Source organism: Streptomyces sp. NPDC007917 (assembly GCF_042959105.1).
Classification (GTDB): Bacteria; Actinomycetota; Actinomycetes; order Streptomycetales; family Streptomycetaceae; genus Streptomyces.
The window spans coordinates 289014-309263 of sequence record NZ_JBIBKK010000002.1; the positions used below are offsets into that span (position 1 = coordinate 289014).

Genomic DNA, 20250 nt, shown 5'->3' on the forward strand with positions numbered 1-20250 from the left:
CGCCGCCCGCCACCGCGCCCCGGCTGACACCGGGCGAAGGCGGGGGCAGGGTGGAAACACGACACCACCCGGAGGGGGTGACCGTGGGGTCGACGCCACCCGGATGGACCTGGGTGTACGAGGGTTACGACCCGGCCGAGGAGCGGCTGAGGGAGTCCCTGTGTGCCCTCGGCAACGGTTACTTCGCCACCCGGGGCGCCCTGCCGGAGTGCGGCGCGGACACCGTTCACGGCCCCGGCACCTACGCGGCCGGGTGTTACAACCGGCTGGAGTCACAGGTGGCGGGCCGGCGCGTGGAGAACGAGGACCTGGTCAACCTGCCCAACTGGCTGCCGCTGCGTTTCCGGCACAGCGGCGGGGACACCGCCGACGAGGCCCCGACTCCGTGGTTCGGTCCGGACACCCACCCTCCGCTCGACCACCGGCTGACCCTCGACCTGCGGGCGGGCATCCTGGAACGCACCACGCGGTACGTCGACGACACCGGACGGCACCTGGCCGTGCGGCAGCTACGCCTGGTCCACATGGGCGACCCCCATCTGGCGGCGCTGCGGACCGAGTTCACCGCACAGGACTGGTCGGGGCACCTGGATGTGGAGTCGGCGCTGGACGGCACGGTGGCCAACACCGGCGTCGCGCGGTACCGGCAGCTGGCCAACCGGCACCTGACCCATGTGCACACCGGCACCGCGCCCGGCGGTGACACGGTCTGGCTGCGCTGCCGCACCACCGCCTCGGACATCCGCGTCGGCATCGCCGCCCGCACCACTGCCACCGACACCGGCACCGGCACGACCACCACCCACCCGCCGGAACGCGCCTGCCTCCTGCTGCGGCCGCTCCTGGAGCCCGGCCGGACGGTGACCGTCGACAAGTGCGTCGCCCTCCACACCTCGCGCGACCCGGCCATCAGCGACCCCCTGCACGCCGCCGTGGACCGTGTATCCCGCGCGCCGGGCTTTACGGCACTGGCCGACGCCCACCGTACGGCGTGGGAGCAGCTGTGGCACGGGTGCGAGATGGACGTCCCCGGCCGAGCGGGGCGGATCCTGCGGCTCCATCTGTTCCATCTGCTGCAAACCCTCTCCCCGCACACCGCGGACCTGGACGTCGGGGTGCCCGCGCGCGGGCTGCACGGCGAGGCGTACCGGGGCCATGTGTTCTGGGACGAGCTGTTCGTCCTGCCCTATGTGAACCTGCACCTGCCCGAGGTCTCCCGGGCCCTGCTGGACTACCGCCACCGAAGGCTGGAGCGGGCCTGTTCCGCGGCTCGTGACGCCGGGCGGGCCGGCGCGATGTACCCGTGGCAGAGCGGCAGCGACGGCCGCGAGGAGACCCAGCGGCTGCATCTCAATCCGCTCTCGGGTCGCTGGCTGCCCGATCACTCCCACCTCCAGCACCACGTCGGGTCGGCCATCGCGTACAACGTGTGGCAGTACGGCGAGGCCACCGGCGACGCGGAGTTCATGCACACCAAGGGCGCGGAGATGCTGCTGGAGATCGCCCGGTTCTGGGCCGACGCGGCCTCCTGGGACGGCGCCCGGGGCCGGTACCGGATCCTCGGCGTGGTCGGCCCCGACGAGTATCACGACGCCTACCCCGGCGCCTCGCGCCCCGGCATCGACGACAACACGTACACCAATGTCACCGCCGCGTGGGTGCTCGCCCGCGCCCTCGGCCTGCTGCGCTCCCTGCCCGAGCCGCGCCGCCGGGATCTGTTCGAACGCACCGCGCTCGCCGGCACGGAACTCGACGCCTGGCAGGACGTGTCCCGCAGGCTGCTGGTGCCCTGGCACCGCGGGGTCGTCAGCCAGTTCGACGGGTACGGCGAACTCGCCGAACTCGACTGGGACCGCTATCGCGAGGCTTACGGCGACATCCGCCGCCTCGACCGGATCCTGGAGGCCGAAGGCGACACCGTCAACCGCTACCAGGTGTCCAAACAGGCCGACGTGCTGATGCTCGGCTACCTCTTCGCGCCCGCCGAGCTGCACCGGCTCTTCCGCCGCCTCGGCTACGAGCTGGACGACACCGCCTGGAAGCGCACCGTCGACTACTACCTGCGCCGCACCAGCCACGGCTCCACCCTCAGCAGCCTCGTCCACGCCTGGGTCCTGCCCCGGGTGCGGCGGGCGGAGGCATGGCGCTACTGCCAGGAGGCGCTCATCGGCGACATCGCCGATCTGCAGGGCGGCACCACCGGCGAGGGCATCCACCTCGGCGCCATGGCCGGCACCCTCGACCTCGTGCAGCGCGGCCTGACCGGCCTCGAACCCCACGGCGGGGTCCTGCGGCTGGACCCCGCGCCGCTGCCCGAGCTGTCCCGCTACGGACTCTCCATCCGCTACCGGGGCCACTGGGGGGTGCGCCTGCAGCTGAGCACCGGGCAGCTGCGGATCACCGTACCCGCCTCCGACCGCGAACCGATCACCGTGGCCCTGGCCGACCGCACCATCTCCATCGCCCCGGGCGAAACCTGCCTGCTGCCCCTGCCACGCGAGTGAAGGAGGAGGCCCCGCGAGCGCGGAACGCATGAAGCGCCGAGGGCTGCCCGCTTCTCGTGGGCCCGGATTGCACGGTGCGCGGCTTCACGCCGCTTCTCCGTGTCTGTTCTCGCCCTCGGTGCCACTTCCATGACACCACCACGCAGCCCGGAGCGCCAGGGCCGGGGGCCGTACGGGCCCCTCAGGCGCACGTCATTCGTGGGGGATCACGGCGACCGGACATGTGCCGTGGTGCACGGCCGCCTGCGCCACGGGGCCGAGCCGGGGCGCCAGGGCGGCCCGGTGCTTGCGGCGGCCGATCATCAACAGGCCACTGCCCGCGGCCGCCCGTACGACGGCTTGCGCCGGGCTCTCCAGCCGGACCTCGTCGACCACCTCCACACGGGGAAACTTCTTCCGCCACGGCCGCAGCACCTCGTCCAGCTCCCGCTGCGCCTGCTCGGCGACGTCCCTGGCGATGCCGGCGTCCACACCCCACGGGACGTGCGCGTGGACGGGCAGGCTCCTCCCGTGGACGGCGCGCAGCGGGACACCGCGGGTGAACGCGGTGACGTAGGCGAATTCCAGCAGGTTGTCCTGGGGACCGTGCAGACTCAGTCCGACCACTACATCCCGCTCACGGACCTCGGACGTCCCTCCTCCGCCCGGCTCACCCGCGCGCACCAGGACCACCGGCCGCTCGGCCCGCCCGACCACATAGAGGCCGATGTCGCCGAAGAAGAAGCTCGCCAACGGCTCCATGCCCCGCGATCCGAGCACCAGCATCCGGGACCGCCCCGCCGCGTCGAGCAAGGCTGTCTCGGCCTCCCCCGCGACCAGCTCCTCCTCGATGGGCAGATCCGGGTGGCGACGGGAGAGTTCCGTGTGCGCGTCGTGCACGATCCGCTCGGCCCAGTAATTCTGGTCATCCGCCGCGGGGCTGTCGGGAGTGGGCGGGGACAGCAGGACCCACGCGTGCAGCAGACGCAGGCCGAGCTCCCGCCGCTCCGCCTCACCGGCCGCCCAGCGGGCGGCGGCAAGGCTCTCCTGTGATCCGTCGAGGCCCACCGTGACGACCTGTTCCTCCATGGCGTCGCTCCGTCTCACGCGTCACCTCTCGATACCGGCCGCCCGCCTCCCATGTGGGGATGGCGGGCCCCTGGGTGGTCCGACGCGAGGTCCATCGGGTACCCGGGCGAGGACCTTCCGCCCATGCCATCGCCCGACGACCGTGAAACGCTGGATGGAGGAAGACGGGCAGAGAGGCGGGGATGCCGATGCGTGCTCATGTCGGCGACCACTTGATTGTCGAAAGCCCGACCACGGGTGCGACCAGGCGCGACGGCGAGATCGTCGGAGTCCACCACCGTGACGGGACGCCGCCGTACGACGTGCGCTGGTCGGATTCCGGACGGGTTTCCCTTGTGTTCCCCGGACCGGACGCCCATATTCACCCCACCGGGCACCCGTCCGAAACGGCACCGGCGGCCTCCGCCCGCGGAACAGCGGCGCGGCCGGGTGCGCAACCGCTCTCCGACGCGGAGGTGGCGGCGCTGGCGCGTGATGCCTCGGCCGCCCCGTCGATGCACAACGCCCAGCCCTGGCGGTTCCGGTACTTCCGCGGCAAGCGCCTGTTCCACCTGTCCGCGGATCTGACGAGAACCCTGCCGCACGCCGACGCGGACCTCCGCGCCCTCCACCTGGGATGTGGCGCCGCCCTGATGAACCTCCGCGTCGCCGCCGCTCACACGGGCCGGCAACCGGCCACCCGGCTACTGCCCGATCCGGACGACCCCATGCTGCTCGCCGCCGTCTCGCTGACGAGCCCTCTCGGCGAGGAGGACGACCTGGGCGACCTGTACCCGGCCGTCCACGCCCGGCACACCAGCCGATCCCCGTTCGCCGACACCGAGATACCCCAGTCCCTGCGCACCGCCCTCCGGGAGGCGGCCGGGGCGGAAGGCGTCTCGTTGTCCTTCGCCTCCGGTTGGCATCTGCAGACGGTCCTGGACCTGGCCCTGGAAGCCGAGGCGCGCAACGTCACCGACCGTGGCAGCACCGAGGACCTCACCCACTGGACCCGGCTCTCCGACCAGACGCCACGCTCCGCCGCCGAAGGGGTACCGCCGTACGCCTTCGGCCCCCGCCGGCGCGGCGGCAAGGCCCCCGTACGGGACTTCGCGGGCGGCCGGCCCGTACCCGGCCGCGAGACGGCCGATTTCGAAAGCTCCCCTCAACTGGCGCTGCTGACCACCCCGGGCGACGGTACGGAGGACTGGCTGCGCGCGGGCCAGGCCATGGAGCGTGTCCTGCTGACCGCCACTCTCGGGGGACTGTCCAGTTCCTTCATCGCCCAGGCCCTCGAGTGGCCGGACCTGCGCTGGCCGCTCCGCGACCCGGTGGCGGGGGCGGGACACGTACAGATGGTGCTGCGCCTCGGCTACGGCCCACCGGGCCCCAGAACACCACGTCGCCCGACCCTCCACACACTCGACATTCAGCCCTGACCACGGGTACGCCACGCGGAAGTCCGTCCATGGCCGCGTCGGCGCGGGTGGCGACGGCCTCCTGGCGTCGATGGGCCCGCGTGCGGTGGGCCGGCGTGCGGTGGGCGCTCCGGTTTCAGCCGCGTCTGCAGGCGCATGACGACATGGCCGAGGCCGGACAGCACACAGGCGATCGCCAGGTCGGTGGGCGGAAGCGGCTCCGTACCCAGCAGGTCCCGCAGGGCGGGCAGATAGACACCGGCCGCCTGGAGGCCCAGTGCCGCGCCCACGGCGACCAGCAGGAAGGGGTTGGCCAGGGTGCCAGGACGAGCCCGGGACCCGAGCGCCACGCCGAGCTGCGTGGCGCCGAGGATCAAGAACATCATGGACTGCCAGGGATGGCCGGTCTCCCGGGCCCAGAGCCCGGCCGCGAGGGTCACGGTGGCGACGAAAGCCCCCATGAACAGGATCCGCGGCCACAGGCCGGCGCCCAGGACGCTCTCCTCGGGGGGCCGGGGCGGGTGGCGCATCGTTCCCGGGGCGACGGGCTCGGCGCCGAGCGCGACACCGGGCAGGCCATGGGTGAGCAGGTTGATCCACAGGATCTGCGCGGGCAGCAGCGGCAGCGGCATCCCCAGGAAGGGGCCGAGGAGCATGACCAGGATCTCCGCGGTGCCTCCGGCGAGGGCGTAGAGGAGGAACCGGCGCACGTTCGCATAGACGCGGCGCCCCTCCTCGACGGCCGACACGATCGTGGCCGGGTTGTCGTCGGCGAGCACCAGGCCGGCCGCCTGGCGTGCCACCTCGGTGCCGCGCCGCCCCATGGCCACGCCGATGTCGGCCCGGCGCAGAGCCGGGCCGTCGTTGACTCCGTCTCCCGTCATCGCCACCACGTGTCCCGCCCCACGCCACGCCTGGACGATGTCCAGCTTCTGCTCGGGCGTGGTCCGGGCGTAGACGCGCACGCCCGTCAGGTCCCCCGCTGTGCCTTCCCTGATCCGCTCGCCGGTGGTGACCTCCTCCTCGCGGGAGGCGATGCCGAGGCGCTCGGCCACGGCCCGTGCGGTCAGCGGGTGATCGCCGGTGACGAGTACGGGGACGATGCCGGCCCGTTCGCAGGCGGCCACGGTCGTCCGCGACGCGCTCCGGGGCGGGTCCAGGATGCCCACGAGCCCGAGGAGCGACAGTCCCGACTCCCATGTCGGAGGCCGCTCCGCCGTTTCCTCCAGGTCGGCCGAGGCGACGGCGAGTACGCGGTACCCGCCGCGTGCCAGCGCCTGAGCCTGTGCCGCCGCGCGGGCGAGCGTGTCAGGGGCATCGGCCAGGATCCGCGGCCCGAGCAGCTTTTCCGGCGCCCCTTTGCACGCGATCCGCAGGCCGCCCTCCGGTCTGCGGTGGACGGTCGTCATGCGCTTGCGGCCGCTGTCGAACGGGACCTCCTCCACGCGCGGCAGCTCGCGGTCCAGCGCCGCCCGGTCAAGGCCGAGACGGGCCCCGGCCACGAGGAGGGCGGCCTCCGTGGGATCGCCCAGCGCGCGCCACTGCGTGGAGCCGTCCGCCGGAGGTTCCAGCTCCGCGTCATTGCACATCATCGCGGCCCGCAGCAGCGCCGCCAGGTCGGGCGCGTCGCCCGCGGTCACCGGCGCGCCGTCGCGCACGACCCGCCCCTCGGGTTCGTAGCCCGTGCCCACGACCGTGGCCTCGCCGCGCGGCGTCCACAGTCGCTCGGCGGCCATCCGGCCCTCGGTCAGGGTGCCGGTCTTGTCCGTGGCGATCACGGTCACCGAGCCCAGGGTCTCCACCGCGGGCAGCCTGCGGACGATGGCGTGACGGTCCGCCATCCGCCGCGCCCCCAGCGCGAGAGCGAGCGTCACGACAGCGGGAAGCGACTCCGGCACGGCGGCCACGGCGAGGCTGATCGCCGCCACCACCATCAGCTCCACGGGCTGTCCGCGCACCAACCCGAGCGCGAGGACCACCGCGCACAGCGCCACGGTGACAGCTGCCAGAACCCTGCCGAATCCCGCCAGCCGGCGCTGCAGCGGGGTCAGGCCGGGCGCGGTGCCCATCAGGGAGGCGATCCGGCCGAGCGCGCTGTCGGCTCCGGTGGCGGTGACCCGGACGCGGCCGCGGCCGCGCACGATGACCGTACCCGCCGACACCCTGCCGCGCGACGACTCGCCGTCAGGGGCCTTCTCCACCGGAACGGACTCGCCCGTCAGCGAGGACTCATCCGCCAGCAGCAACGCCGCGGCCAGCACCTCTCCGTCCGCGGGAACGATGTCCCCCTCGGCCATGAGGACCAGATCACCGGGCACCACCTCGGCAGCCGGTACGGATCGCTCCGCACCGTCCCGCACCACCCTGGCCGCGGGGGCGCTCATGGCTGAAAGGGCCATCACCGCCGCTTCCGCCCGTACCTCCTGCACCACGCCGGCCACGGTGTTCACGGTGATCACCAGCAGGATCACGGCGGCGTCGGACAGATCGCCGGTGGCGATCGTCAGCATGGCGGCCGCGAGCAGCACCAGGATCAGCGGGTCGCGCAGCTGCTGCAGGACCCGCCGCCGCGCGGGGGTCCGCCGCTCGGCCGGGACCTCGTTGGGCCCGAAGCGCTCCAGTCGCCGCGCCGCCTCGGCCGGCGACAGGCCCCTTTCCGGGGCGGGCGTGCTCGTCCCCCGGCCAGGAGCGTCCTGACCGGGCTGCTCGCCGCATGCCATCAACCGCTCCCGTCGTTCCTCCGACCGGCGCCCCCGAAAACGGGAGCCGTCTTTCAGCGTGCCACCGCCGAGGTCACCCGCCGATGAACGACGGGCCGAGGGCACCGTTCGCCCACCGCCCGTGTGGGCCATCCGCGCGGGGCGAAGGTCAGCCGAGACGCCCGGGCCGGGTGCGGGGTGATGGCTGAGAAAAACGCTTGGACGCCATGGGCGCCGTCACGGGACACTGCGCTTCCGGGGCCTGTCCGTACTCGCACAGCGGCGTTGCCGCGCGCTTCGCGGGGGCTCCGTCGCCGTGTCGCGTCCGGCGGGGGACGACCCGAACGAGGGAGGGAGCGGCGAGTCCGGCGAGGCATGTGATGGGCTGCCAGACGACAACGCAGGGGTGGGATGGGAACGCCTGAATCGCGCGAGGTGCCGCCGGGCAGGGGCTCGGTGCACCTCGCGCTTCGTTACTACGGACGGGAGTTGTCCCGGCTGCGGCGGGTGGCGGTGCCCGCGATGCTCCTGCCGGCGCTGGGCAACATCGGCATCAACTACGTCGCGCCGCTGGTCGTCGCGAAGCTCGTGGGCCGCATCGCCGACGACACCGGTGTCTCGACCGGCTCCACGCTGCCCTACGTTCTCGGCTTCATCGGCGTCCTGCTGCTGGCGGAGGCGCTGTGGCGCATCGGCCTGCACTGTCTGAACCGTCTTGACGCATATGGCATCGAGCACCTGTACGTGGTCGGCATGGACGAGTTGTTCGCCAAGGACGCGGCGTTCTTCCACGACAACTTCGCCGGGTCGCTGACCAAGCGGGTCCTGAGCTTCGCCTCCCGGTTCGAACAGTTCATCGACACGCTGGCGTTCTCGGTCGTGGCCAACTTCGTGCCACTGGTGTTCGGGTCAGTGGTGCTCTGGACCTACGAACCGCTGCTCGTCGTCGGGCTCTTGGTGATGATCGCGCTGACGGCGCTGTGTGCGACGCCTCTCATCCGTCGCCGCCAGAGGCTCGTCGATCAGCGCGAGGACGCGATCGCCCGGGTGGCGGGCCACGTCGCGGACAGCCTGATGAACATGGACACGGTCCGGGCGTTCGCCGCCGAGGAACGGGAGGCCGCGGAGCATCGGTCCCGGGTCGCGGAGTCCCGGCGGCTCTCGCTGAGGTCGTGGGACTACGGCAATCTGCGCATCGACACGCTGGTCGCGCCGATGTCCGTGCTGACCAACACGCTGGGCCTGCTGCTCGCGGTCGCGCTCAGCGGGGGCAGTCACAGTGTGGAGGCGGTCGTGGTCGCCTTCACGTACTACACCAACGCGACACGGATCATGTTCGAGTTCAACCAGATCTACCGCCGTCTGGAGAGCTCGATGACGGAGGCCGCGCAGTTCACCGAACTGCTCCTGGCGCCGCCGACGGTGCTCGACCCGGTGTCGCCGGAGCCGCTGCTGTCCCAGGCCGCCGATGTCCGCTTCGAGCAAGTGACCTTCGCCCACGGGGGCGCGGAGCCACTTTTCGACGGGCTCGACCTGGCCGTGCCCAGCGGGGCGAAGGTCGGTCTCGTCGGCCGGTCCGGCGGGGGCAAGACGACGCTCACCCGACTGCTGCTGCGGATGACGGACATCGACGCCGGCCGGATCCTGATCGGCGGGCAGGACATCAGCAGGCTGCGCCAGGCCGACCTGCGCGGCCTGATCTCCTACGTGCCACAGGACCCGGCGATGTTCCACCGCACACTGCGGGACAACATCGCGTTCGCCCGGCCGGACGCCACCGACGCCGAGATCCGCCGTGCGGCCGAGGCGGCGCACGTCACGGAGTTCGCCGACGCGCTGCCGGACGGCTTCCACACCATGGTGGGCGAGCGCGGTGTCAAGCTGTCCGGCGGACAGCGCCAGCGGGTCGCTCTTGCCAGGGCGATCCTGCGTGACGCGCCGATCCTGCTGCTCGACGAGGCGACCAGCGCCCTGGACTCCGAGAGCGAGATCCTCGTCCAGGAGGCGCTGTGGCGGCTCATGGAGGGGCGTACGGCGCTGGTGGTGGCCCACCGGCTGAGCACGGTCGCCGCCATGGACCGGATCGTCGTCCTCGACCGCGGACGCATCCTCGAGCAGGGCACGCACCAGGAACTGCTCGCGTCGGACGGCGCCTACGCGAAGCTGTGGCAGCACCAGGTGGGCGGCTTCCTCGATGACAGCCCCGCACCGGCCGACCTGCATCACCACGTGGGGAGTGATCCAGGCCGTCGCCGTGCTCCGTTGGGAGACGGTTCGGGAACACGGGGGTGACGGTCCCGTCACGCCCGTGCTGCCACCCTTCATCGGGGGTGTCGAGGGGACACCGAGTCCCTGTCGGCACCGACATGCCGTGGGAGGGTTCCGTCCGATGCCACCGCCAAAGGCTCTCGCGTTGCGGCCAAGGGCGGCGAAGACGGCGCCTGTCCCGGCACAGGATCGGCCGGAAGTACGCGACTCCACCCGCCCCGTACGCCCCGAGTTCCCTCCGTCCAACGCGGCGGTGACGGCCGCTTTGGCCGGCGGGCCCCGACCCGCGCCGCCCGCCGGGCAGGACATGGTCGGCAATGGCGCGATCGCGGCGGCTCGCCGGGCCGAGCCCGGCCCTCAGCGGCCGCCCGCGGCCGAACCGACAGCGGCGGACACACCGGAGGCGGCGCCCGCGGCCGCGGCCTCCGGCACCGCGCCGGAGGCGAAGGCACGCCCCGGTCCGGGAGCGGATCCGAAGTTCGCGACGCTGAAGAAGGACGTACAGCGCAAGAAGCGCTCGATGGCGAGCTCGCACCCGCCCCCGAGGACGGAAGCGGCGGCCGCGCAGGACGCGGCCCGGCCGCCCAAGGACGACGAAGAGGCGCAGGGCAAGACCGCCAACGCCGAGAAGATGAACGAGGCCCGGCCGAAGGAGTTCGACAAGGACGCGTTCATCAGGGCGGTCGAGAAGGCGATCGCCGAGAAGGCGCCGAAGAACCTCGACGAGGCGGACAAGTTCGCCGACTCCGGCAAGGCCGACGAGGTACGGGCCGAGGTGCACGGCAAGGTCGGCGAGGGCAAGGCGGATTCGGCCCAGCAGATCGCCACGACGACCGCCGCTCCCCCGGACACCTCGGCGGCCGTGCCCAAAAAGGTCGTACCGATGACCCCGGACCGGCCCCCGGGGACCCCGGGCACGCCGAATCCGGCGAACGCCGTCCCGGACAAGCTGCCGCCGTCGGCCACCGACTTGTCCGCCGGTCCTGCCCAGGTCGATCGGCAGATGGCGGACGCGCAGGTCACCGAGACGCAGTTGCAGAAGTCCAACGAGCCGGCGTTCAAGACCGCCCTGGGCGAGAAGAAGGCCGCCGAGCACCACTCCGACGTGGCCCCCGGCCGGATGCGCGGGCACGAGAAGAAGGAGCTGCGCGCCGCCACCGCGCAGGCCCAGCGGCTCGGCGCCGCCGCCATGGGCGCGATGGGCGCCCAGCGGGTGCGGACCGGGCAGCAGGTCGGCGCGGGCAAGACCGGTGCCAAGGGCCGGGACGAGGAGAAGCGGGCCCAGGTCACGGCGATCCTGCAGGGCGTCTTCGACACCATGAAGAAGGAAGTCGAGGCGATCCTCGACGGCCTCGACAAGCTCGTCGACGAGCAGTTCGGCAGGGAAGAGAAGGCGGCGCGGGACGCGTTCACCGCCGAGCACAAGCGGAAGATGGAGGAGTACAAGGACCGGCGGTACTCGGGCTGGACGGGCAAGGCGCGCTGGGTCCGGGACCTGTTCGCCGGGCTGCCCGCCGAGGCCGACAAGATCTTCGAGGAGGCCCGCGACAACTACGTCCGCCGGATGCGGCAGGTCATCTCCGACGTCGCCGACACCATCGGCGGCGAGCTGAACCGGGCGAAGCGCCGCATCGCCCAGGGCCGGACCGAGATGCAGGACGCGGTGCGGAGGCTTCCGGCCGACCTGCGGTCCATCGGGCAGCAGGCGGCCGCCGAGTTCACCGACAAGTTCGACGAACTCACGCAGTCCGTGGACGACAAGGGCACCCAGCTCGTCGACACGCTCGCCACCAAGTACACCGACGCGCTCAAGTCCGTCGACGACGAGATCGCCGCGGAGAAGGAGAAGAACAAGGGCCTCGTCGCCAAGGCCGTGGACGCGGTCAAGTCCGTCATCAACACCATCCTGGAGCTGAAGCGGCTGCTGCTGTCGGTCCTCGCCAAGGCCGCGTCGGCGGTCATGCTGATCCTCAAGGACCCGATCGGCTTCCTGCGCAACCTGGTCTCGGCGGTCGGCGCCGGTCTGCGGCAGTTCCTGGCGAACATCGGCCACCATCTGCAACAGGGCATCCTGTCGTGGCTGTTGGGCAAGACGGCCGAGGCGGGCATCGAGCTGCCGTCGAAGTTCGACGCGCAGGGCGTCCTGAGGATGCTCGCCTCCCTGCTGGGGCTGACCTGGCAGAACATCCGCTCCCGGATCGTCCGCAAGGTCCCGAAGATGGAACCGGCGGTCGCGGCGGCCGAGACCGCGGTGCCGCTGGTCGCGGAGGTCCGCAAGCGGGGCGTGGCGGGGATGTGGGACGACCTCAAGGCGCGCGTGGGCGACCTGAAGAAGGACCTGCTGGACAAGGTCATCGCCTACGTCACACCGACGATCGTCGTCGCCGGGATCATGTGGGTGATCTCGCTGCTCAACCCCGCGTCGGCGTTCGTCCGGGCGGTGAAGCTGATCATCGACATCGTGCGCTTCATCGTCACCCAGGCACGTCAGATCATCGAGTTCGTGGGCGCCGTGCTCGACGCGGTCATCGCGATCGCGAGGGGCGGCAGCGGCGGCGTCCCGGGCCTCATCGAGCGCGCTCTGGCCCGCTCCATCCCGGTCCTGCTGGGTGTCCTCGCCGCGATCCTGGGCGTGGGCGGTATCGCCGCGAAGGTCAAGCAGATCGTCCAGGCGATGTCCAAGCCGGTCGACCGGGCGGTGGACTGGGTGATCGACAAGATCGTGGGCCTGGTGAAGAAGCTCTGGTCCAAGATCAAGGTCACGTTCGAGAAGAAGAAGCCCAAGCCGAAGCCGAAGCGCCGCCCGGACCGGAAGCGGCCGGGCAGGCCGCGCCGGCGCAGGCGCCCCGACCAGCGGCGCCGTCCGGACCGGCGGAGGCCGAAGCGGAAGGACCGGCGCGACCCGAAGAAGAAGCGCCCCGACAAACGCTCCCCGGCGGACAAGAAGCGTGCCCTGGACGCCGCCATCCGTGACGCGACGCGCCTGCTCAACGAGGAGTCGGCGACGGTCAAGTCCGTGCGGCGCGGATTGCCGGCCATCAAGCGGCGGCACCGCCTCACCAGGATCCGGCTCAAGAAGGTGGCCAAGGAGAACTACCGCATCGAGGTCGCCGTCAATCCGGAGGCAGAGACCCAGCCGGAGAATCTCGGCTTCCGCTACAAGATCGCCGGGGCGACCTCAGCGGCGGCCATCGAAATCATCCCCGTGGGCAACCCGGTCGACCGGCTGCTCCCCATCCCTCACCCCATGAAGGAACCGCACCCGGTGGGCTTCGTCATCACCATGGCCGCGATCCCGAGCGAGGTGGCCGGCAACCCGCAGATCGCCGCCCGGTATCTCACCGACGCGTGGGCGGGATCGACGGAGCAGCGGGTGGCCGCAGCGAGGACGGCCGTCATCATCGGCGTCAACGCCGCTGAACCCCTCGACCCAGCGGCCACCCCCAAGCGCGGCGCCGAGCCGGTCCGGAAAGCGGTCCACAGCATCGCGGCCCCGAACGAGTTGCGCATGCTCGCGTTCGGGTTCCTGTGGACCCCTACCTGGGTCGACACCGAGACGGGCAAGAAGGTCGCCTTCAGCAAGGTACGCAAGGCCTACCTGGAACTCGCCGCTTCCCCCGACCAGCAGAAGGCCGCGCGGACCGCCGAGGACGAGGGCCTGCGGGACAGGAAGACCAAGGCCATTCCCTACGGGCTCATCCGTGGACATATCTTCGTCTCCCACGTCAATCGGGCGAAGAGCCTCCTCGCGCAGGTGAACCGGCAGGTCTACGGCCTGAGCCAGGACGCCGACGGCGGTCTGCGGACCCTCGGGGGGAAGGGTTTGCTCGCCGAGTACGACGCGATCCTCCGGGACATCGCGGGCGATCGGACGATGATCACCGGCGGCTACCACTTCGAGGGTTTCGACTGGGGCTCGAACGCCAGTCCCCGTACGGTCCAGTTGACCCAACTGGCCAACGAGATCGACCGGGCGATCCGGGCCGCCTTCGGCCTGCACGTACCACAGGCGCTGTACCCCGCCGAGCCGAACACGCTCATCAAGCTCTGGGACGCGCGTGACGAGAAGCGCGTGTACGACATCTTCCAGCGGCTCCAGCAGGCCAAAGCCAGAGACCGCCGACCGTATGGGGTCGGCGGAGGTGAGGGCCGCCGATTCAGGAACTGGGCGCGGCGGCTTCTCGGCGGCGCCTTCTCGATGGCGTATGCACCGAGCGCGGCGATCCCGTCGGATCCGCGGCTGGGCACCGACCGCGGGTTCGAGGTGTCCGAGAAGAGCATCGAGGACAGTCAGCACCCGGCGAACCCGGTCATCAAGCAGGCCCAGTCGATGGCGAACGCCTACACCATCACGCTGGAACTCACCGGAGGAATGGTCCCCGGGCTGGGCCGACCCGAGCAGACGACGGTCTCCCGAGTCTTCCGGCACGTCGAGGCCGTCATCAGATTGCTGACCGACGCGCCGGAACTGACCATGGAGGATCCAGGCGTCCAAGAGCACGTGGACGCGGTGAAGACCCTGCTCAAGGACGCACGAAAGAGGCTTCTTCAGGCGGGGGGTGGCACTCCTGACGCACAGCGTACCCACGACGCCATGGGTCTGGTGGAAAGCGTCGCGCATGAGATCATCGGCGCGCTGACGGCGTCCGACCTCAAGCGCACCTGGAGAAAACTGAACAAGCTGACGCAGGAGATCCGGGCGGAGAAGGCCGAGCGGAAAAGCCAAGCCAAGGGGACGGGGTAAGTGGACGACGGTACGCTCCCACAGCTGCGGGCCGAGGCGTCGCGCGATGACTACGCCTCGATGGTGCGGCTGGCGGGCGCCCTGTTCGAGACCGGCCTGAGCGCCCGCCAGGTCCTGCGCGAGTGCTACGGCGTCGACCTGCCCCGGGAGTTTTTCGCCCTCGCCGAGGACGGCCCCTGGCATTTGGGACTGATGACCACCAACCAACCGTGGAGCCTGGCCTTCCCCTTGGAGCGAGGAGGACCGCACCCCGAGCCGACCTCATTGGACCCGGTCGAGCGCCGCCTCTTCGCCCTCGATCCCGATCTGCTGCCCCTCCTGCATCTGCCCGTGGACGACGAGGCGCCGATGGAGGAGCTGCCCGTGCTCTGTTACCGGCTCTCCGAACTCCAGGAGCGGCGGACAACTGTCTTAAGTGTCCCGGGGACGGCCACCCACCGCGATGAGGTGACGCGGCGGGGTGACTCGCTGCTGGCGATCCTTCGGGACTTCCAGGCCGAGGACCTGCGCGAGCTGGAGCGGCAGTACGACGATCAGGACGACTGGGGCATCGGCGCCGTACAGGAGGAGCATCTGGACGGCGCTCGCGCGATGCTCGAACGGATCGACAGGCTCCGGAACGAGGTCACGTCGTACGACTGAGCGCCGTCGAGCGGGGGTCCAGCAGGTGTGCGGCGCAAGGTGGGAAGCGCCGTGGAGCCGGTTGCGGTCTCACCGATTCGACGCGTCCTCCCAAGGCGACTTCACCGGCACGAAGAACAGCCGTACACCCGGGGCCGCCTGCGCGGCCGCTTTGGTCGTGGCCGCGTTGCCGAGCTGGTCCTGGGCAGCGGGCGGTGACATCTTGGCCAGCGCGTGCATGCTGTGGGCCATCGTCGCGTTGCTCACCGGCACCGGCGCCGGAGCCGGCGCCTGGCGGGTGGCCGTCGCCGTCTCATGGGTGCGGGCCGGCGGGACCGGGGCCAGTAGGCGGTGCAGGGAGAGCGGGGGTTCGGTGGGCAGCATCGGTGTCACCCCGGGGTTCCGTCGTCGAGCAGATGGGCGTGCGGGCCTAGTTCGGTCGGGCGGAGGAGGCGGGCCTCGCGCTGGAACTGGCGGGCCACGCCGCGGACGATGTGACGCATCTCGATCGTAGCGCCGCCGCTGTCCGCCGCGCCCAGGGCCGCCGCGCGGGCCGCCGCGGTGATGCCGGCACCCGTCATGTCCAGGCGGGCCAGGGCGTCCAGGTCCACGTCGGGCGCGAGCGGGGCCTCCTCGGGGAAGGCGAGGCGCCACAGTCTGCGGCGTTCGGCGGCGGCCGGGCGGGGGAAGTGGACGACGAAGTGGAAGCGCCGGGTGAACGCCGGGTCGATGTTGTCCTTGAGATTGCTGGTGAGGATCACCAGCCCGTCGCTGGCCTCCAGGCGTTGCAGCAGATAGCCCACTTCCAGGTTGGCGTACCGGTCGGTGCCGTGCTTCACCTCGCCGCGCTTGCCGAACAGGGCGTCGGCCTCGTCGAAGAGCAGCACCGCGTGGCTCTCCTCGGCCTGCCGGAACGCTGTCTCCATGTTCTTCTCCGTCTCCCCCACCCATTTGGAGACGACCTGGGCGAGGTCCACCTTGAGCAGTTCCAGGCCGAGCATGCCGGCGACGATCTCGGCGGACATGGTCTTGCCGGTTCCCGGCTCGCCGGTGAAGAGTGCCTTGACCCCGCCGTGGCCCGCGCGGCGGGCGAAGCCCCAGCTCTCGGCGATCCGGGGCCAGGCGTGGAAGGCGGACGCGATCTCCAGGATCTGGCGGAACTGGACGTCGGGCAGGACCAGGTCGCCCGCGGTGCGCCGGGGCACGATCGAGTGGACGGCGCTGCCGCCGCGGCCGCGGGTGACGGTGGCGATGGCGGGTTCGACGTGGGCGGCGACCGGCTGCGGGTGTCCGTTGCCGGCCAGACGTGCTCCGGCGTCGGCGACCGAGGCGACGGCGCGCAGTTCGCCGCCGCTCATCCGGTAGCGGACGGCGAGGTCTTCGAGGAGGGTTGTGTCCAGCTCCGGGAGGGCGGCCGACCACATCGCCCGGCGGTCGGTGAAGCCGGGGACGGGGACGGTGAGCTCGGCGTACGCGCGCGAGGCGAGCAGGCCCGCGGGGCGCCAGGGCTTCAGGCCGGTCAGGCACACCGGCACCCGCGAGCGCGGCAGCGCGGCGGACACCGCGGCGGCGCGCTGCCGCTGTGGCTCGCCGTGCAGATCGTCGGTGGGAATCCACAGCACCGCGCCCAGCGCGGCGGCCGTCCGCAGATCTGCCTGGGGGTCGGCCTCGGGATCGGCGGTCAGGGTCCGCAGCGGCGCTCCCGCGGCTTTGGCCAGCGCCTGTACGGCGTCGAGCTGGCCGTCGGGCGGGCAGCCCCACAGCCCGGCCAGGTCGATGTCGCCGCGGCCCAGCGCACGGCCGAGCCGCGCGAGCCGGTCCGAGGAGAGGTACGGGGACAGCACGCGCGGCTCCGGCGGCGCGACCTCGCCGGGGTCGTGGCCCAGCAGGCCGACGTCGCCGCCCCAGCCCAGCAGGTAGTCCAGCACCCCGGGGCCGAGGACCAGTTCCTGGGCGAGTTCGACGGCGGCCTCGCCGTGCGGGCGCAGCAGACCGTAGCGGCGCAGCGGCCCGGTCGGGCCGAGGGCGCGGCGCAGGGCGAGGCGGGCCGCCGCGCTCGCCTCGTACTCGTGGTTCTCCCCCTCGGTTCCCGCGGTGCTCTCCGCGCTCAGCGCGCCCACGCTCACCAGCAGCTCCACGCTCGGCAGCCGCCGGTTCAGGTTGTCCACGATGTAGGCGTAGATCCGTTCGTAGCCGCGGTCCAGTTCGACCGCCGCGGCCAGGAGCAGCGCGTCCTGCTCGGGGCGGGTCAGGCCGAAGCGGGTGGCGAGCGCGTCCAGCGGCAGGGTGGTGCCCTCGGCGGAAGCGCGCCGCCTCAGGTCCCGTTCGGCTTCCGGCTCCGTCGGTCGGGGCAGGTACGGCTCGGCCATGGTGTCGGTGAAGGCCTGCACCTCGCCGAGCAGCACATCGACCTGTTCGTCGGTCACACAGTACGGGGTGAGGTCCGGCCGGGTGAGCCGGGCGGCGAGCCCGGCCTGGCGTTCGACGGCGGCCCGGAGCGCCCGGTGCAGGCCCGCGAGCCTGATCCGCAGGTGCTCGACCGCTGGTTCGCCCATGGCTCTCACCCGGCCGAGAAGGTCAGGGTCCGGCCGCCCAGCCAGACCACGTCGGGCACGTCGGCGAGCAGACCGCCGCGCAGGAGGTCCGCATGGCGCCGTCCCATCGGGACGCGTACCCGAACGGCCGCGGACTCGTAGCGCACCGTGGCCTCCAGGTCGGCGAAGCGGCTCAGGGCCAGGAGCGGATCCGGGGTCTCGCGGTCGCGCCAGAGCGTCCAGGCGATCGTGGCCAGGCCGAGTGCCGCGGCCAGGGTGACGGTGCGCTCCAGCCCGCCGTCCCGCGCCAGTGGTACCGCCCGGCGCTCGGTGACCAGCGCGGTGACCAGATGCGCGAAGCGCTGTGCGTGGGCGGGGAGTTCCGCGGCGAGGCGCGGGTCCGGTGCGGTGCCCGCGGCGGTCCACAGCGGTGTGCGCCAGGGCAGCCGCGCCACCGGGTCGCCGCGCAGCGGCCGTACGCCGGTGAGGAACGGCACACCGGCCGCGGCCAGTTCGGGCAGGGTGCCGGAGGGCAGGGGGCCATCGCAGAGCAGCACGGGCGGCCGCCCGCACGCCTGCCAGCACGGCAACAGACCGGTGGCTCGCGCGGCCCAGGCGATCGGGAACATGCCGTGGGCGTCGACGAGGAGCAACTCCCCGTCGACTTGGCCAGTCCCCGTGATCAGGAGCGGGTCGGCGGGGTCGTGGCCGCGGCACACCGACAGCGCCAGGACGCCGTCGAGGACCGGGAGCGCGGGGCGCACCTGTCGGGCGAAGTCGGCCAGCCGCTCCTCGGCGACGGGGGGCGTCAGGCCGGCGAAGGCGGCCGCGGCCTCGCTGTCCCGGTCGGCGCGGCGCCAGCCGCGTGCGGTCACGCCCAGCGCCTTGTAGCCCAGGGCCGCCGCGAACAGCGGTGCCTGCTCGGCCAGTTCGACGCCGGCCAGGGCGGGTCCGATGGCGTCGAGGTACCCGATGCGCGCCAGTGGCCCGGCGAGCAGGAAGGGCAGCGCGGACCACACCCGTACCTCGCCGGTGGCGTGCGCCGCATCGGTGGTGCGCGCCGCGGCGGTGGTACCTGCCCCGGCGGTGGTGCGCGCCTCGCCGCCGCCCGCCTCCCCCTGCGGCTCGTCGGCGGCGCGGTCGTACGGGCCTGCCAGGGACCGCGCCACCCGTACCGCCTCCTCGCGGTCCGCCGACGCCAGGAAGCCGGCGAGCAGCCGGGGCAGGTCAGCGGCTTCGGCGCCCTCGACCGCGGCGCGCAGCCGCGGGGGCAGTGCCTCGACGGGCCAAGGCCGGGCGGCGGCCTCGCCGTGCGGGCCGGCGGGAGGAGGGGCCGCCACCAGGGCGCGCCCGACGAGCTCGGCGAGCAGCCGTGCGGCCGTCGCGTCGTCGTCGCCGAGCAGGGCGGGCAGATACGCCCGCACCGACTCGTCGGGCAACAGTGCCAGCAGCGCGTCCAGTTCCCCGCGCTCGGCGAGTTCGGCGAAGAGCGCGGCGGCGCTCGGGACGGTCCACGGGTCCGGCGCCGCCGCGAAGGACTCCCCGAGGGAGACGGCATCGGTGCCGCCGCCCGGCGTGTCGGCGGGCAGCTCCACCATCGGCACGGGCGCGAAGTGCACCTCGACGGGCGGGACGCCGCCCACGGGCCGGCCCTGCCGGACGGTGACGGTCAGCGGCTCGGTGATCTCCACATCCGGTCCGTCTCCGGCCAGCCGCTCGGCGAAGTGGTCGGCCAGCAACTCGGGCAGGGCATCGACCACCTGGCGGACCAGGCCGCGTGGATCGGGGCCCCAGCTCCACCCACCGCTCCGGACCACCGTCACGGTGCACCGGTGGACCGTGATCTCGCCAGGCTCGACGGCGGCCGGCGCGGTGGGCGCGCTCACGTCACCTTCCCCATTCCCAGGTAGCCCGCCCAGCCCGCCGCGAGCACCAGTACACCGTGCTCGCTGCCCGCGGTGAGGGTCACCGGTAGCTTCACTTGGGTCTGCTGGGCGGGGATCTCCCCGGTGAGCACATGAGTGTCCTGCTCGTCGGAGATCAGCGCGACCACGGGGGTGGTGCGGTTCACCGGGACCTGCACCGTGATGGTGATCCCGTTCTTGGCCAGCACCACATCGTCGTCCCACCCCGCCAGGCGCACCAGCTCAGGTTTGGGTTTGTCCTCGGAGGTCAGCTCGACGCCGAAGGCCAACGGATCGGCGAGGGCCCCGGGTTCGTCGTCCACGGCCGCCACGCCGAGCTTTCCGGCGCTCAGCGGCAGGGTCGCGATGCGGCCGTCGCCCAGGGAGACACGCAACGGCAGCGCGCGTCCGACGAGTGCGGCCGCGTCGGCCGGGGCGCCGGCGCCGGTCTGGGCCAGGGCGCCCACGACGTGGCCGGTGCCGATCGCGTACACCACGTGAAGAGCCATCG

11 protein-coding genes are annotated in these 20250 nt (G+C 72.3%); 5 read left to right on the forward strand and 6 right to left on the reverse strand.

Features of this window, described 5'->3' with window-relative positions; translation table 11 throughout:
• Positions 1–83 precede the first annotated feature (83 nt).
• A complete protein-coding gene (locus ACFZDL_RS04350; protein ID WP_353591309.1) occupies positions 84–2504 on the forward strand; it encodes a glycosyl hydrolase family 65 protein in 2421 nt (806 codons plus the stop codon).
• A gap of 192 nt (positions 2505–2696) precedes the next feature.
• Here the strand turns inward: ACFZDL_RS04350 and ACFZDL_RS04355 are convergent, their stop codons facing one another.
• Entirely contained in the window at positions 2697–3572 is an 876-nt protein-coding gene (locus ACFZDL_RS04355; protein ID WP_353591377.1) for a universal stress protein, read from the reverse strand.
• 188 nt (positions 3573–3760) lie between these two features.
• Here ACFZDL_RS04355 and ACFZDL_RS04360 point away from each other — a divergent pair, with 188 nt between their 5' ends.
• The gene (locus ACFZDL_RS04360) at positions 3761–4990 is read left to right on the forward strand and encodes an Acg family FMN-binding oxidoreductase (RefSeq protein ID WP_391190352.1); all 1230 of its coding nucleotides are present in this window, start codon (positions 3761–3763) and stop codon (positions 4988–4990) included.
• On the opposite strand, the gene ACFZDL_RS04365 is transcribed toward ACFZDL_RS04360, so the two are convergent.
• Positions 4981–7689, reverse strand: a complete 2709-nt coding sequence (locus tag ACFZDL_RS04365) for a cation-translocating P-type ATPase (protein WP_353591311.1) — start codon at positions 7687–7689, stop codon at positions 4981–4983. The two genes, ACFZDL_RS04360 and ACFZDL_RS04365, sit on opposite strands and share 10 nt — an antisense overlap.
• Before the next feature lie 390 nt (positions 7690–8079).
• Between ACFZDL_RS04365 and ACFZDL_RS04370 the strand changes: the two genes are divergently transcribed.
• From ACFZDL_RS04370 to ACFZDL_RS04380, 3 genes are all read left to right on the forward strand, one after another.
• Complete coding sequence (locus ACFZDL_RS04370; RefSeq protein WP_353591312.1) at positions 8080–9960, forward strand: ABC transporter ATP-binding protein; 1881 nt, start codon at positions 8080–8082, stop codon at positions 9958–9960.
• Positions 9961–10189: 229 nt separating this feature from the next.
• Positions 10190–14680, forward strand: a complete 4491-nt coding sequence (locus ACFZDL_RS04375; RefSeq protein WP_353591313.1) for a hypothetical protein — start codon at positions 10190–10192, stop codon at positions 14678–14680.
• Entirely contained in the window at positions 14681–15322 is a 642-nt protein-coding gene (locus ACFZDL_RS04380; protein ID WP_353591314.1) for a hypothetical protein, read from the forward strand.
• A 69-nt stretch (positions 15323–15391) separates the two neighbouring features.
• On the opposite strand, the gene ACFZDL_RS04385 is transcribed toward ACFZDL_RS04380, so the two are convergent.
• From ACFZDL_RS04385 to ACFZDL_RS04400, 4 genes are read right to left on the reverse strand one after another with little or no spacing between them, the layout of a single operon-like run.
• Complete coding sequence (locus ACFZDL_RS04385; protein WP_353591315.1) at positions 15392–15685, reverse strand: hypothetical protein; 294 nt, start codon at positions 15683–15685, stop codon at positions 15392–15394.
• Between the two features lie 5 nt (positions 15686–15690).
• On the reverse strand, positions 15691–17856 hold the full coding sequence (locus ACFZDL_RS04390; protein WP_353591316.1) for an ATP-binding protein: 2166 nt from the start codon (positions 17854–17856) through the stop codon (positions 15691–15693).
• Between the two features lie 5 nt (positions 17857–17861).
• Positions 17862–19721, reverse strand: coding sequence for a hypothetical protein (locus ACFZDL_RS04395; protein ID WP_353591317.1), 1860 nt, complete (start codon positions 19719–19721; stop codon positions 17862–17864).
• Positions 19718–20248, reverse strand: a complete 531-nt coding sequence (locus ACFZDL_RS04400; protein WP_353591318.1) for a hypothetical protein — start codon at positions 20246–20248, stop codon at positions 19718–19720. The genes ACFZDL_RS04395 and ACFZDL_RS04400 overlap by 4 nt, the downstream gene beginning before the upstream one ends.
• Between the last annotated feature and the right edge of the window lie 2 nt (positions 20249–20250).